Here is a 14,274-nt window from a genome sequence, read left to right as displayed (position 1 = left end):
CCGCAATGGAGGAGTACCGGCTTGGCCACTCACGACGACCTGGTGCCGAATCCACGGCGTCGGGAGCTGGAGGCGGCGCTGGCGGCGGTACGCGAGCACCTCCACGTCCTGGAGACAGCCCTCGACGCCGCCTGCGCGCAGTTCGGCGGCGAGGCGGTGTGGGTGGGGCCTGCCGCCCGGGCGTTCGGCGACGAGCTGCAGGGCAGGCGCGCCCGGCTCAGGGCCGCCGCACGACAGGTGCTCGCCGAGCTGGAGGCCGAGCTTCGCGCCGCTCCCAGCCACGTGCCCAGAACGGCGGCCGCCGCCACAACCGGCTGGGCCTGACCACCTCCCGACGAGGGCCCGCATACCAAGCCCCAAGCCGCTCTGCATGCCACGCCCCACGCAGGCTGGGCACGCCGAGGCCCCTGCCGCTCTCCTCGCCGCGTAGGCCAGGGAGGCGGCTGGGGGCGCCTCACCAGCCGGCGGGGCGGGGAGGGTCGGCGGGCTGAGGGCGTGCGCGCAGCCACCGGAAGAGCGATCGGGCCGCTCTGCGCGGGTCGGTGTGGATCTCGCGCCGGAACTCCAGTTCAGGGGGGTCGCGGAAGACCACCGCGTACCGGTTCTCGCCCCACAGCGACACGGAGGCGTGCCACTGCGCCTGCTCGCCGCGAGGCCGGACGATCATGTAGGTGTTGTCCGCCGGGTGCAGCTCCTCGACCAGCACCGCGAGGGCCACTCGCGAGGGGTCTGCGACCCGGTACCCGTCCTGAGTCCGGGCACAGTACTTCGCCGCCGCCATCCCATCGGCCCCTTCTCGAGTCGGGCAGCGGCTCAAGCATGACGTAGGAGCTCCTGGTCCGGAGGCCGTTATCGCAATCTTCCGGCCCCACGAGGGCGGCGGCCTCTTAGGATCGGTTTCGAAGTCCACTATCTGACGATGTGTCGCACCCGGACGTGCTGTGAGGTCTCCAGTGAAGGGTTCATCGATCGCGAAGAACCTGAATACCGGAGACTTCGTGGCCACCTCATCGGTGACGAGGCGGTCGACCTTACCTATGCGCAGTGGGCGCGGCTGGAGCCGCTGCTGCCTGCGCCGAGCAGACCAGGGCGGCCGTCGAAGTGGACCAAGCGGCAGCTCATCGACGAATCCGGTGGCGGGTACGGGTCGGGGCTCCCAGGGTAGGACGTTCCGGAGTACTACGGCTGCTGGCAGGCCCGGCCGACGCCACCAAGCTGATCAGCAGGCAGGTCGGAGTTGAGTCCACCATCGTGTGGTGCCCACCAGCACGCGGCAGGCGCGCGCCGCGGGGGTACCCGCCGGCCGACGCCGGGCGGAGTGAGCATTGCGTAGCCGTGGGATCAGGCACCATCCCGAACCTCGCCGATCGCTTCGCCGCGCGTCTGGGCGCGACCAGGTACGACAAACTCCCCGTCCGCTATCAAGCCCGCCCTTTTCATAACCGCGATCAGGCTTTGAGTCAGGCCCTACAGCAGGTCGACATCCGCGTGGGGGGCGCCGCCGGAGAGGGTGGGATAACCGGCGCCGCGGTCGAAGAAGGCGGCCGGACGGGCCGCGCGCAGCTCCGCCCGCAGCTTCCCGGTCGCCTCGGCGTCCACCTGGGGGTCGCCCGCCGGGCCCGTCAGGACGACGCCGTAGTCCTCACGCGCCCCCTCGGGTGAGACCTTGCCGTCCCGGACGTCGGCGGCGACCTTCTCGGCCGGCCGGTCGTACGGGGAGCCCCAGCCGCCGCCCCCGGTCGTCCGGACCCGGATGATCTCGCCTGCCCGCACCGGGAAGTCGTCGACCAGGCCCTCCATCTCCTCGCCGTTCACGGTCACCTGGAAGGGGCGCCCGGCTCGGCCACCGTTAACGCCCCAGCACGACAGGATCGACCGGTCGGCGATGGACATGAAGGACGCGTCCCGCAGCATGCGGATGTGCTTGTCGTACCCGAGCCCGCCGCGGAACTCCCCCGGCCCGCCGCTGTCGACGGCGAGTCCGAGCCGCTCGACCCGGAACGGCCAGCGGGCCTCGGCGAACTCGACCGGGATGTTGCGGGAGTCGGGGACGATGTGGATGGTGTCCTCGCCGTCGGCGTACCAGCGGCCGCCGGAGCCGCCGCCGAGGACCTCCCGCATGAGGTACGGGCCGTCGTCCGACTCGCCGTACACGCCGGTGTAGCGGATCGTCTCCTGGTCGGCGGGCATGCGGCCGCCGGTGGCCTTGGCCAGTACCCCGGCCAGGACGCCGAGGAGGCGGAGGATCACGAACGTCCGGGCGTTGGTGGGGGCCGGGAAGATCGGGGTGAGCAGCGTGCCCTTCTCCGGGAACACCGTCGTGATCAGCGGCACGACGCCCTCGTTGACGTCGAGCTCCGCCATCCGAGCCGGAGTGTCGGCCAGGTTGCGCAGGATCGGGGCGAGCCACTTCTTCAGGAAGACCCCGTCGGCGTAGTCGCCCGCGTGGTTGATGGGCCCCTTGGCCTGCGGCGAGGTGCCGGTGAAGTCGATGGTCAGCGGCGGGTCGGCCGCGTGGTCGACCGTGAGGGTGATCCGCTGGGCGTGCAGGCGGGGATCGTCGACGCCGTCGTGCTCGGCGTAGTCCTCCCAGACGTGCACCCCCTCGGGGATCTTCGACAGCAGCTCCCGGCGGAACGTCTCGGTGGTCTTGGCGATGATCGCGTCGAAGCAGGACTCGACGGCCTCGCGGCCGTACCGGTCGAAGAGCTCGCCCAGCCTGCGGGCCCCCATCAGGCAGGCCGAGCACTCGGCGTCGAGGTCGCCGGCGAGCGAGTCGGGCATCCGGGAGTTGCGCGTCATGATCGTCAAGGCGGCCCGGTTGGGCACGCCCTGGTCCCACAGCCTGATCGGGGGGACCATGAGGCCCTCCTCGAACGCGCTGCGCGCGTGGGACGGCATCGACCCGGGGACGGCGCCGCCGATGTCGTCGTGGTGGCCGAACGCCTGCACGAACGCCACGACCTGCCCGTCGTGGAACACGGGCACGGTGACGCACAGGTCGGGCAGGTGCCCGATGCCGCCCTCCGACAGGTAGACGTCGTTGTGGAAGAAGACGTCGCCGGGCCGCATCGTGCCGATCGGGAAGTCGCGGACGACGGGCTGCACCAGGGCCGAGTACGACCGGCCGGTCAGCTTGCGCAGCCGGACGTCGTGGATGCCCGCGCGGAAGTCGTGCGCGTCCCGGATCATGGGCGATCGGGCGGTGCGGGCGATGGCGGTCTCCACCTCCATCTCGACGGAGGCGAGGGTGCCCTCGACGATCTCCACCAGGATCGGGTCGACGGTGCTCATCGGTCGCTCACCACCACGAGGTTGCCGTAGTCGTCCATGGTCGCGGTGAAGCCGGGATGGACGGGGAGGGTGGAGCCGTACTCCTCGACGACCGCCGGGCCGCGGACGACGGCGCCCGCGCCGAGGTCGCCCCGGCGGTAGACGACGGTGCGGCCCCACTGCTCGTAGTACACGTCGCGGGTGGCGACGGGGCTGGGCTCGTCCGCCTGCGGCGTCCTCCGCGCGATCTTCGGCCGGCTGATGGGCCCGACGCCCGACACCCGGAGGTTGACCCACTCGACGGCGTGCCGGGGGTCGCCGCGGTAGCCGTACCCGTAGAGCCGCTCGTGCTCCCGGTGGAAGCGCTCCTCCACGACGCCGCGCCACTCCGTGTCCAGGGGGCCTTCCGGGGCGGGGACCCGCACCTCGTACGCCTGGCCGTAGTAGCGCAGGTCGGCGCTGCGGACGTACACGTGGCGGGCGAAGCCCTCACGGTCGAGAGCCGCGGCGGCCTGGGCCTCCAGGTCGGCGAAGATTTCGGCCAGCAGGCCGGGCAAGGGGTCCCGGGAGACGTGCGTGCGCACGTAGTCGTTCTTGACGTCGACCGTGAGCAGGCCGAACGCCGAGACGTTGCCGGGGTCGGGCGGCACGATCGCCGCCGGCAGCCCGAGGATGTCGATGAGCCGGCAGGCGAGCAGCGGCCCCGATCCGCCGAACGCGACGAGCGGGAAGTCCCGCACGTCGAGGCCGCGCTTGACCGTGATCTGGCGGATCGCGTTCGACTGGTTGAACGCGCTGATCTCCAGGATGCCGGTCGCGCACCGCTCGGGCGTGAGGCCGAGCTTGCCGGCCAGCGCCTCGACGCCGGCCCGGGCCGCGGCGACGTCGAGGGGGATCTCGCCGCCCAGCAGGTGCGGGGGCACCCGGCCGAGGAAGACGTGGGCGTCGGTCACCGTGACCTCGGTGCCGCCCCTGGCGTAGCAGATCGGGCCGGGGTCGGCGCCGGCCGAGCGGGGGCCGACCTTGAGCGTCCCCTCCGGGGAGATCCAGGCGACCGACCCGCCGCCGGCCCCCACGGTCACAATGTCGATCATGGGGATCTTGCACGGATAGCGGCCGATGCTGCCCTCGGTGGTCAGGGACGGCTCGCCGTCCACCACCACGGCCACGTCGGTCGAGGTGCCGCCGCCGTCGAGCGTGATCGCGCTCGGCCGTCCGGCCGTACCGGCGATCATGGCGGCGCCCAGGGCGCCCGCCGCCGGGCCGGACAGCACGGTGGTGATCGGCTGGTTGACCACCTCGGCGGCCGACAGCACGCCGCCGTTGCTCTTCATGACCGAGAACCCGCGGCCGAGCCGCTCCGACAGGTTGGCGATGTAACGGCGCATGACCGGCTTGACCGCGGCGTCGACGAGGGTGGTGACCGACCGCTCGTACTCCCGGTACTCCCGCAGGACGTCGCTCGACAGCGAGACGACGGCGCCGGGGTGCTCACGGGCCAGCACGTCGCGCATGCGCCGCTCGTGCTCGGGGTTGGCGTAGGAGTGGAGGAAGCAGACGCCGACGGCGGTGATCCCGCGTTCGGCGAACCAGCGGGCCACCTCCACGGCTCCCTCCTCGTCGAACGGCCGGACCTCGCGGCCCAGGTGGTCGAGGCGCCCGCCCACGGTCCGCACCCTGCCGACCGGCACGATCCGCGGCGGCTTCACCCAGAAGTACGAGTTGCCGTACCCGTCGGGCACGCTCTGCCGGGCGATCTCGAGCACGAACTCGAAGCCCTCGGTCGTGACGAACCCGAGATGGGAGGTGCCGCCGGGCCGGTCCTCCAGCAGCTGGTTGGTCGCGACCGTGGTGCCGTGAACGATCGCGGACACCGCGTCCACGCCGAGCGAGCCGCCGTGGGCCTCCAGCACCTTGTGAACGCCTGCCATGAACCCGTCTGCCGGGTTGGCAGGAGTCGAGGGGGTCTTGGTCGTGACGATCTGACCGGTCTCCTCGTCGACGAGGACGACGTCGGTGAACGTGCCCCCCGTGTCGACCCCGATGCGGACGCTAGGCATGCTCCTGTTTACCGAGGCCGGCCGAGGGGCCGAACCGGCGCACTCTGCCGAAGAATCGCCATGCCGTCGTCAGACCCTGCCCACAGTGGCGACCGCACGGCGGGCCGGGTCAGCGCCGGCGGGAGGCGCGGCCGAGGAGCCAGCCGATGGCCGCGCTGCCGAGGGCGACGGCGGAGCCCATGCCGAAGGCCGCGAGCATGGTCCACGCGGGCACGCCCTGGCGGGCGGCGGCGGCCGGCTCGGGACCGCGGGTGTAGATCGCGGGCGCGACGGGCCCCTGCGCCGCCTGACCGGGTACGCCCTGGGCCTGCGCCGGCTGACCCTCTGCGGCCTGGCCCTGAGCGGCCGCCGCGGCGGGGGCGGACAGCAGGTGCCGCTCGACCGCCGCGAAGAACTCTCCCGCCGTCTTCTTGGCGACCGAGCCGAGCATCCGCTGGCCCACGCCGCCGATCATGCCGCCCACGACGGCCTCGGCGTCGTAGTCGACGCGGGTGCCGCCCTCGGCGTCGCTGAGGCGCACCCGCACGGTCGCGTCGACCGTTCCGGGAGCGCCCTGGCCGCTCGCTTTGAGCACGAACCGATCCGGCTCCTCCGGGTCGGAGAGGGCGACCTCGCCCAGGTAGAGGCCCTTGATCGAGGCCACCCCGGCGGTCACCGTCATCTTGTAGACGTCAGGGCCGACCGCTTCCAGGCGCTCGCATCCGGGGATCGTGCGCACCAGGACGGCCGGGTCCTGCAGGGCGTCCCACACCCGCTTGCGCTCCGCTGCCACCAGCGCGTTCCCGACGACCTTCATGGGCCACCTCCGATGCCGAGCACCTTAGAGAATCACCGCGGCGGGGAGAACGGCAACATGTGCCCTTCGGCATGCCGGTGATGGTGCACAAGTTACATCGGCGGCGCCCCCTTGGGGGCGGCCGGCGTCACCCCGGCGGCGTACGGCCGGATCAGCCGCGCGGCGGACGCCCTTTGACCCCGTTTCGCCCACCATTGGTGTCATGCCGCCGAGGAGGGCGGCGCCGCACGGCGCGGGAATCCCGCCCGGGCGGCGTCACGGCAGTCAACGGCAGGACGACGCTCGGAAAGGGCGCCGCGAACCGGGATCGGGGGGCCTCGTCCCGGTGTGACGAAGATCGCACCTCGTCGCGGCTCCGCACGCTCCCATTGCTCTACAAGCCGTAGTACTACTGGAGATAGAACTACAGGCTGTAGAGCTCCGGCACCCGCGAGGGGGACATGGACGCGCTGGACCTGGCACGGTGGCAGTTCGGGGTCACCACCGTTTACCACTTTCTCTTCGTACCCCTGACGATCGGGCTCGGCGTCTTCGTGGCCGGGCTCCAAACCGCCTGGAACCGGACCGGCAAGGAGCACTACCTCACGCTCACGAAGTTCTTCGGGAAGCTCTTCCTGATCAACTTCGCGATGGGCGTGGTGACCGGTCTCGTGCAGGAGTTCCAGTTCGGGATGAACTGGAGCCAGTACTCGACCTTCGTCGGCGACGTCTTCGGGGCGCCGCTGGCGTTGGAGGCGCTGCTCGCGTTCTTCCTGGAGTCCACCTTCCTCGGCCTGTGGATCTTCGGCTGGGACCGGCTGCCGAAGCGGCTCCATCTCGCCTGCCTGTGGGCCGCCGTCATCGGCTCGAACCTGTCGGCGTACTTCATCCTCGCGGCCAACGCCTGGATGAAGCACCCGGTCGGGTACGAGGTGGTGGACGGCCGGGCCCGGATGACCGACCTGTGGGCCGTCCTGACCAACTCCACCGCGCTCGCCCAGGTGCCCCACGTCGTGGCCGGGGCGTTCGTGGTCGCGGGCGGTTTCGTGATCGCCGTCAGCGGCTACCGGATCCTGCGCGAGCGCGGTCTCGCCCTGGTCCCCGGCCGGGGGCCCGGCCCGGACACCGCGACGCCGACGCCGCAGCGGACCGGCATGTGGCGCACCAGCCTGCGGGCGGCGCTCGTCATGACCGCGCTCGCGGGCGTCGTCGTCGCGGGGACCGGCGACACGTCGGGCCGGCTCCTCGCCGAGCAGCAGCCGATGAAGCTGGCCGCGGCCGAGGGCCTGCGCCACGACACGGCGGGCGCGTCGTTCTCGATCGTCCCCGGCGTCGAGGTGCCCCGCCTGCTCAGCCTCCTGTCGGCGCACGACCCGGGCGCGACCGTCCAGGGCATCGACGACATCCAGGCGCGGTACGAGAAGACGTTCGGGCCGGCGGACTACCGGCCTGACCTGCCCGTGGTCTTCTGGTCGTTCCGCGTGATGATCACTTTCGGGATGGCGACGGTCGGGCTGTCGGTGCTCGGCCTCTGGCTGACCCGGGGTGGCGCGAGCCGCCGCGGGAGCCGCCGCGGAGGCCGTCGCGGCGCCCGCGCCGGACGTCCAGTGCCGGCGTGGTTCGCGCGGGCCTGCGTGCTGGCGCTGCCGCTGCCGACCGCGGCGATCGTGGCGGGGTGGCTGCTCAGCGAGATCGGCCGCCAGCCGTGGACCGTGCAGGGCGAGCTCATGACGGCCGCGAGCGTCTCCCCCGGCGTGAGCCTCGCCGAGGTGGGAATCACCCTGGCCGTCTTCACCGTCCTGTACGGCGTGCTGGCCCTGGCCGAGGGCGCGCTGCTGCTGCGCCACGTCAAGGCCGGTCCCGAGGCGCCCGCCCCGGCCGGACCCGCCCCCGCCGAGCCGGACGAGGCCCGGCTCGCCCCCACCCTCATGTACTGAGGAGCTTCGCGATGACGACGTTCTGGTTCCTGGTGATCGCCTTCCTCTGGACGGGCTACTTCGTGCTGGAGGGCTTCGACTTCGGGGTTGGCGCCCTGCTGCCGCTGCTGTCGCGGTCGCAGGCCGACCGCAGGCAGGTGCTCGGCACGATCGGGCCCGTGTGGGACGGCAACGAGGTCTGGCTGATCACGGCGATCGGCGCGATGTTCGCCGCCTTCCCGGCGTGGTACTCGGGCCTGCTGAGCGGCTACTACCTGCCCCTCTTCCTCGTCATCGCCGGCCTCGTGGTGCGCGGCGTCGGCCTGGAGTGGCGGGGCAAGGTCCGCTCCCGCCGGGAGGTCGCCCTGTGCGACGCCGGCATCGTGACCGGCAGCGTGCTCCCCGCGTTCCTGTGGGGAGCCGTCTTCGGGAACCTCCTGTACGGCACGCCTCTGGCCACCGTGCTCGGCGGCGCGCTCTCGCTGTCGGTCGCCGTCCTGCACGGCGCGGTGTTCGTCGCGCTCAAGACGACCGGACCGGTCCGGGACCGGGCGCGCCGGGCCGCCGCACTGGCCGCGGCCGGCGCGGTCCCCGCCGCGGTCGTCGCGCTGCCGTCGATCGCGGGCGACCACGGCCGGGCCTGGACGTGGGGGGTGGCCCTGCTCGCCATGGCCGCACTGTCGGCCGGGGCGGCCCTGTCCTGGCGGCGCCGCGAGGGCTGGGCCTTCGTCGCGACCGCCACGGCGATCGCGGCGACCACGGCCGCCCTGTTCGGCGCGCTGTGGGCGGCGCCGCTCCCCGGGCTGACGCTCGCCGAGGCGGCCTCCGCGCCGTACACGCTGCGGGTGCTCACCTGGATCGGCCTGGTCGCGCTGCCCGGCGTGATCGCCTACCAGGCCTGGACCTACTGGGTCTTCCGCCGGCGCGTCTCCGCGCCGGCGCAGCCCGCGCCCGAGAGCCCGGGGCAGGTCCTCACGGGGCGCCAGGCGTGATCCCGGCGTCGCGGGCCTGGCGCAGGGCGTGGAGGTCGGACGGCGAGATGGGCATCCGGTCGACGACGATGCCCTCGGCGTCCTCCACGGCGGCGGCGATGACGGCGGAGACGGGGATCACGCCGGCCTCGCCCGCGCCCTTGATGCCGAGGGGGTTCAGCGGCGAGGGCGTCTCCAGGTGGGCCGTCTCGATCCGGGGGACCTCGGTCGCGTAGGGCATCAGGAAGTCCATGAACGAGGCGTTGAGCAGCTGGCCGTGCTCGTCGTAGACCATCTTCTCGTAGAGCGCGCCGCCGACGCCCTGCGCCACCCCGCCGTGGATCTGCCCCTCGACGATCATGGGGTTGATCAGGCGCCCGCAGTCGTGGACGACGGCGTACCTCAGGATCTTGATCTCGGCCGTCTCGGGGTCGGTCTCGACGACGGCGGCGTGCATGCCGGAGGCGAACGTCGACCGGACGGGCGAGTAGTAGTCCCTGCCCTCCAGGCCGGGCTCGTCCCCCTCGCTCACCGGCGGCCGGTCCGGGGAGGACGACCCGGCGAACTGGGTGGCCCGCTGCGTCTCCTCGTCGAAGGCGTACCGCAGCGGGTTCGACAGGACGGCGACCGTGGCCAGCGGGATCGAGGCCGAGGGCGTCCCGACGACGTGGACGAGGCCGTCGCTGATCTCCAGGTCGCGCGGGTCGGCCTCCAGGGCGTCCGCGGCGATCCTGAGGGCCTTCTCCCTGACCTTGCGGCAGGCCAGGGCGATGGCGCTGCCGCTCATGACGGCCGCCCGCGAGGCGAACGTGCCCACGGCGTACCCGAACCGGCGGGTGTCGCCGGTGACGACGGACACCTTCTCGATCGGCACGCCCAACTCGGTGGCCGCGATCTGGGCGAATACGGTCTCGTGGCCCTGCCCCTGCGAGGTGAGGCCGGTGGACACGTGCACCCGGCCGTCCGAGGTGATCTGCACGTGGCCGCCCTCGTACGGCCCGACTCCCGTGCCCTCGACGTAGCAGCCGATGCCGATGCCGATCCTGCGGCCCTCGGCCGCCGCCCGCGCCCTGGCCTCGGGGAAGGCGTCCCAGCCGATCAGCTCCTTGAGCATCCGCAGCGACTCGGGGTAGTCCCCGCTGTCGTAGATCAGCGGCCGGCCGTCCTGGAACGTCAGCCCCTGGTCGTAGGGGAACTCGCCGGGCTGGATGAAGTTGAGTGCCCTGACCTCGGTGCGGTCCCTGCCCAGGAAGGCCGCGATCCGGTCGATCGTGCGCTCCATGCAGAACACGCCCTGCGGCCGCCCGGCCCCCCGGTACGGCGTGACCTGCACGGTGTTGGTGTAGATGGAGGAGAACTCCACCCGGTAGGCGCCCACCTTGTACGGCCCGAGGAGCTGGGTCGAGGTGATGATCGGCACGATGATCCCGTACGGCGTGTAGGCGCCGTGGTCGTGCAGGATCGTCACGTCGAGGCCGAGGAGGCGGCCGTCGTCGTCGAAGCCGACCCGCACGTACTGCACCTGGCCGCGCTCGTGGGCCGAGGAGACGAAGTGCTCGCGCCGGTCCTCGGTCCACTTGACCTCGCGGCCGAGCAGGCGGGCGGCCCACGGCACGAGGACCTCCTCCGGCCACGGGTGCACGATCTTCACGCCGAACCCGCCGCCCACGTCGGGAGCGATCACCTCGACCTTCGGCAGCGGCAGGCCCAGCTTGGTCGCGATGGCCATCCGCACGCTGGTCGAGGTCTGCGTGGAGGAGTACACCCGCAGCGATTCGTCGTCGGCGTCCCAGCGCGCGTACACGCCCCTCCCCTCCAGGGGCGTGCTGGCGCTGCGCTCGATGTCGAGCCGGAACGCGAGCGTGTGCGGCGCCGCCTCGATGGCCTCCCGGGCCGACAGGCCGGACGGCGAGGGCACCTCCTGCACGAGGTTGGCGCCGACGTTGCCCGGCACGTCGTCGTGGACCAGGTGGACGCCCTGGGCGGCCTCCTCCACCCCCACGACCGGCTTGAGGATCTCGTAGTCGACGCGGATGAGCGCGCAGGCGTCCTCGGCCAGGTAGCGGTCGCGGGCCACGACCATGACGACCGGCTCGCCGACGTGGCGCACGACCTCCCGGGCGAGCGGGTACGCCGTGCGGCCGTGGGTGAGCGCGGGGTGGGGGATCAGCAGCGGCAGCGGCTCGGCGAGGGCGCCCGGCAGGTCCTCCCAGGTGTAGATCGCGACCAGGCCGTCCACGTCGACGGCGTCGGAGACGTCGACGTCGAGGATCCGGGCGTGGGCGTGCGGGGACCGGACGAACGCGGCGGCCAGGGCGTCGCGTCCGTGGTCGTCGAGGTAGCGGCCCTGGCCGGTGACGAGCCTGGCGTCCTCCCTCCGCCGGACGGGCTCCCCGAAGAGCTTGGTCGTCATGCGCTCACCCGGCCTCTTCCGCCTGGATCTCGGCGGCGCGGTGGACCGCCTTGACGATGTTCTGGTACCCCGTGCACCGGCAGAGGTTTCCCGAGATCGCCTCCACGACCTCCTCGTGGTCCGGCGCCGGGTTCTCCCGGAGGAACGCGGTGACCGTGCACAGGAAGCCGGGGGTGCAGAAGCCGCACTGCAGGCCGTGGCACTCGGAGAAGGCCCGCTGGACGGGCGACAGCCCGCCGCCGGACGCCAGCCCCTCGACCGTGGTGATCTCGTGGCCGTCGACGGTGACCGCGAACGTCAGGCACGAGCGGACCGGCTCGCCGTCGAGCAGCACGGTGCAGGCCCCGCAGACGCCGTGCTCGCAGCCCACGTGGGTGCCGGTGAGGCCGAGGTCGTGACGCAGGCAGTCGGACAGCAGCCGCCGCCCCGGGACCGTCACCTCCCGGACCACCCCGTTGACCGTGAGCGTGATGGCGTGGTTCACGCCCCCTCCTCTCCCTCGGACGCCTCGGAGGCCTCGGACGCGTCGGACGCGTCGGACGCCTCGGGGTCCTCGGACGCCTCGCGCGCCGCGTCGCGCAGCGCCCGCACGGCGAGGACGCCGGTGAGGTGCCGCCGGTACTCCGCCGTCGCGTGGATGTCCGCCTCGGGCTCGATCCGGTCGAGGACGGCGGCGGCGACCGCGTCCCAGTCGACCGAGGCGGCCGGGCGGGGCCCGCAGGCGGCGGTCACGTCCACCACCACGGGAACCGGGCCCACGCTGACGCACGCGACCCTGGCCGCCGCGATGCGGAAGTCGTCGTCGAGGGTGACCGCGGCGGCCACCCCGGCCATCGCGTAGTCGCCGTGCCGCCGGGCCAGCTCGCGGAACGCCGTGCCCGACCGCCCGGGCAGGGCGGGGAAGAACGCGGACACCGCCATCTCCCCCGGCAGCAGCGCCGACTCCATGGGCCCGGTGAAGAACTCCTCCGCCGGCACCTCGCGCTCGCCGCCTCGTCGCGCGAGTCGTACGGACCCGCCGAGGAGGGCGAGGACGGCCGGCATCTCGGCCGAGGGGTCGGCGTGCACGAGGCTGCCGACCACCGTGCCCCGGTTGCGGATGACCGGGTGGGCGACGAGCCGCAGCGCCTGCCCGAGCAGGGGCTGGACGGCGGCCGCCGCCGCGGAGCGCTCCACGGCGGCGTGCCGGGCGAGCGCGCCCACCCGCACGCCGCCGGGCCCGGCCTCGATCGTGTCGAGGCCGGGCAGACGGTTGATGTCGACGAGGTGGGCGGGAGCCGCCAGCCGCATGTTGAGCAGGGGGATGAGGCTCTGCCCGCCCGCCAGCACCTTGCCGTCGGGCCCGGTCTCGGCGAGGACGCCGAGCGCCTCGTCCAGGGTGACCGGGCCGTGGTAGTCGAACGGGGGCGGTTTCACGAGCGCGGGACCCGCCGGTCAGCCCGTCGCGTCGCGCTCGTATCCGATCTCGCCACCGGAGACCTCCTTCGCGGATCTGCCCGCGATCGCGCGGAGCAGGTGATATCCAGCAAGTACCACGATCGTGCCGAGCGCGATGCCCGCGAGCGAGAAGTCGTGGGTGATCTGGTGGGTCACCGGGCCGATGGCCAGGATGATCCCGGCCCCGATCGGCACCATGTTGACCGGGTCGGAGAAGTCCACCCGGCTCTCCACCCAGATCTTCGCGCCGAGCAGACCGATCATGCCGTACAGGATGACCGTCACGCCGCCGAGGACGCCGCCGGGCGTGGCGGCGACGAGCGCGCCGAACTTCGGGCACAGCCCGAACAGGATCGCGATGACGGCGGCGACGTAGTAGGCGGCGGTCGAGTACACGCGGGTCGCCGCCATGACGCCGATGTTCTCGGCGTACGTCGTGGTGGGCGAGCCGCCGACGGCCGTGGCGACCGCGGTGCCCACGCCGTCGGCCAGGACGGCGCGGCCGATCAGCGGGTCGACGTCGGCGCCGGTCATCTGGCCGACCGCCTTGACGTGGCCGACGTTCTCCGCGATGAGGGCGATCACGGCGGGCAGCACGAGCACGACCGCCGACGCCTGGAAGGACGGCGCGTGGAAGTGGGGAAGCCCGATCCAGGCGGCGTCCCCCACGCTCTGGAAGCTCACGCGGGGATGGGTGTCGATCTTCGAGGTGGCCGCGTTGAAGGCCGTGATGTTCCCGAAGACCTTGTCGGCCAGCCAGGACACGACGAACCCGAAGATCAGCCCCAGGAGGATGCCGATGCGGCCGAGGAAGCCGCGGAACAGCACGATGAACACGAACGTCGCGACCATCGTGATCAGGGCGATCCACGGGTCCTGCGGCCAGTACACGTCGGCCACCACGTAGGCGAGGCCGAAGCCGATCAGCATCACGACCGCGCCCGTCACCACCGGCGGGAAGATCCGGTGGATGATCTGCACGCCGAGCACGTGGACGGCCACGCCGCACAGGGCGAGCACCAGGCCGGCGACGAGGATGGCGCCGGTGACCACCTTGTCGGCGGCCGGGGTGTCACCGCCGAACGCCGCCCGGATCGCGACGACGCCGCCCACGAACGAGGCGCTGGTGCCGAGGTAGCTCGGGATGCGGCCCTGTGTGATCAGCAGGAACAGGATGGTCGCCACGCCGGACATCATCACGGCCGTGTTCGGGTCGAGCCCCATCACCAGGGGGAACACGAACGTGGCCCCGAACATGGCGATCACGTGCTGGGCGCCGATCCCGATCGTCCGCGGCCAGCTCAGCCGCTCGTCCGGCTTCACCACCTCGCCGGGCGCCAGACCCGCGCCGTCGCCGTGCACCGTCCATCTGAAAGCCATTTGAGCCCCTTTTGCTAACGGGCCGTGGGCCGGTAGCCACCCCGCAGGC

11 protein-coding genes are annotated in these 14,274 nt (G+C 72.6%); 3 read left to right on the top strand and 8 right to left on the bottom strand.

The window, feature by feature from the left end; all coding sequences use genetic code 11:
* Nucleotides 1-21: 21 nt before the first annotated feature.
* Nucleotides 22-324 carry a hypothetical protein gene (locus Mco01_RS06615; RefSeq protein WP_204055954.1) on the top strand — a complete coding sequence of 101 codons (303 nt, stop codon included), beginning with the start codon at nucleotides 22-24 and terminating at the stop codon, nucleotides 322-324.
* A 130-nt stretch (nucleotides 325-454) separates the two neighbouring features.
* Here the strand turns inward: Mco01_RS06615 and Mco01_RS06610 are convergent, their stop codons facing one another.
* The 4 genes from Mco01_RS06610 to Mco01_RS06595 all read right to left on the bottom strand — a co-directional run bounded on the left by Mco01_RS06610 (nucleotide 455) and on the right by Mco01_RS06595 (nucleotide 6,129).
* On the bottom strand, nucleotides 455-781 hold the full coding sequence (locus tag Mco01_RS06610) for a hypothetical protein (RefSeq protein ID WP_204055953.1): 327 nt from the start codon (nucleotides 779-781) through the stop codon (nucleotides 455-457).
* Nucleotides 782-1,467: 686 nt separating this feature from the next.
* Nucleotides 1,468-3,294, bottom strand: coding sequence for a hydantoinase B/oxoprolinase family protein (locus tag Mco01_RS06605; protein ID WP_204055952.1), 1,827 nt, complete (start codon nucleotides 3,292-3,294; stop codon nucleotides 1,468-1,470).
* Nucleotides 3,291-5,333: a hydantoinase/oxoprolinase family protein gene (locus Mco01_RS06600; RefSeq protein WP_204055951.1), complete on the bottom strand. Its 2,043-nt coding sequence runs from the start codon at nucleotides 5,331-5,333 to the stop codon at nucleotides 3,291-3,293. The genes Mco01_RS06605 and Mco01_RS06600 overlap by 4 nt, the downstream gene beginning before the upstream one ends.
* A 109-nt stretch (nucleotides 5,334-5,442) precedes the next feature.
* Nucleotides 5,443-6,129, bottom strand: coding sequence for an SRPBCC family protein (locus tag Mco01_RS06595; RefSeq protein ID WP_204055950.1), 687 nt, complete (start codon nucleotides 6,127-6,129; stop codon nucleotides 5,443-5,445).
* A 440-nt stretch (nucleotides 6,130-6,569) separates the two neighbouring features.
* Between Mco01_RS06595 and Mco01_RS06590 the strand changes: the two genes are divergently transcribed.
* On the top strand, nucleotides 6,570-8,045 hold the full coding sequence (locus Mco01_RS06590) for a cytochrome ubiquinol oxidase subunit I (RefSeq protein ID WP_204055949.1): 1,476 nt from the start codon (nucleotides 6,570-6,572) through the stop codon (nucleotides 8,043-8,045).
* A gap of 11 nt (nucleotides 8,046-8,056) precedes the next feature.
* Nucleotides 8,057-9,016, top strand: coding sequence for a cytochrome d ubiquinol oxidase subunit II (gene cydB / locus Mco01_RS06585; RefSeq protein WP_204055948.1), 960 nt, complete (start codon nucleotides 8,057-8,059; stop codon nucleotides 9,014-9,016).
* Here cydB and cutA read toward each other — a convergent pair.
* Genes cutA through Mco01_RS06565 form a run of 4 tightly spaced genes read right to left on the bottom strand, consistent with a single transcriptional unit; the run spans nucleotide 8,997 to nucleotide 14,225 of the window.
* Nucleotides 8,997-11,408, bottom strand: coding sequence for an aerobic carbon-monoxide dehydrogenase large subunit (cutA, locus tag Mco01_RS06580; protein WP_204055947.1), 2,412 nt, complete (start codon nucleotides 11,406-11,408; stop codon nucleotides 8,997-8,999). The two genes, cydB and cutA, sit on opposite strands and share 20 nt — an antisense overlap.
* A 4-nt stretch (nucleotides 11,409-11,412) precedes the next feature.
* Nucleotides 11,413-11,892 (bottom strand): (2Fe-2S)-binding protein, encoded by a 480-nt coding sequence (locus tag Mco01_RS06575; protein WP_204055946.1) that lies wholly within the window; start codon nucleotides 11,890-11,892, stop codon nucleotides 11,413-11,415.
* Complete coding sequence (locus Mco01_RS06570; RefSeq protein ID WP_204055945.1) at nucleotides 11,889-12,824, bottom strand: FAD binding domain-containing protein; 936 nt, start codon at nucleotides 12,822-12,824, stop codon at nucleotides 11,889-11,891. The genes Mco01_RS06575 and Mco01_RS06570 overlap by 4 nt, the downstream gene beginning before the upstream one ends.
* A gap of 18 nt (nucleotides 12,825-12,842) precedes the next feature.
* A complete protein-coding gene (locus tag Mco01_RS06565; RefSeq protein ID WP_204055944.1) occupies nucleotides 12,843-14,225 on the bottom strand; it encodes a uracil-xanthine permease family protein in 1,383 nt (460 codons plus the stop codon).
* Between the last annotated feature and the right edge of the window lie 49 nt (nucleotides 14,226-14,274).

The sequence above is a fragment of the Microbispora corallina genome (genome assembly GCF_016863035.1).
Lineage (GTDB): Bacteria > Actinomycetota > Actinomycetes > Streptosporangiales > Streptosporangiaceae > Microbispora > Microbispora corallina.
The sequence above is the reverse complement of the archived record's forward strand: the minus strand, read 5'-3'. Positions and strand labels throughout refer to the sequence as shown.

Bases quoted from the DNA above. Each gene is read 5' to 3' on its own strand.
- Mco01_RS06610 (WP_204055953.1), bottom strand. From the start codon at position 781: ATGGCGGCGGCGAAGTACTGTGCCCGGACTCAGGACGGGTACCGGGTC.
- Mco01_RS06605 (WP_204055952.1), bottom strand. From the start codon at position 3,294: ATGAGCACCGTCGACCCGATCCTGGTGGAGATCGTCGAGGGCACCCTC.
- Mco01_RS06600 (WP_204055951.1), bottom strand. From the start codon at position 5,333: ATGCCTAGCGTCCGCATCGGGGTCGACACGGGGGGCACGTTCACCGAC.
- Mco01_RS06595 (WP_204055950.1), bottom strand. From the start codon at position 6,129: ATGAAGGTCGTCGGGAACGCGCTGGTGGCAGCGGAGCGCAAGCGGGTG.
- Mco01_RS06590 (WP_204055949.1), top strand. From the start codon at position 6,570: ATGGACGCGCTGGACCTGGCACGGTGGCAGTTCGGGGTCACCACCGTT.
- cydB (WP_204055948.1), top strand. From the start codon at position 8,057: ATGACGACGTTCTGGTTCCTGGTGATCGCCTTCCTCTGGACGGGCTAC.
- cutA (WP_204055947.1), bottom strand. From the start codon at position 11,408: ATGACGACCAAGCTCTTCGGGGAGCCCGTCCGGCGGAGGGAGGACGCC.
- Mco01_RS06565 (WP_204055944.1), bottom strand. From the start codon at position 14,225: ATGGCTTTCAGATGGACGGTGCACGGCGACGGCGCGGGTCTGGCGCCC.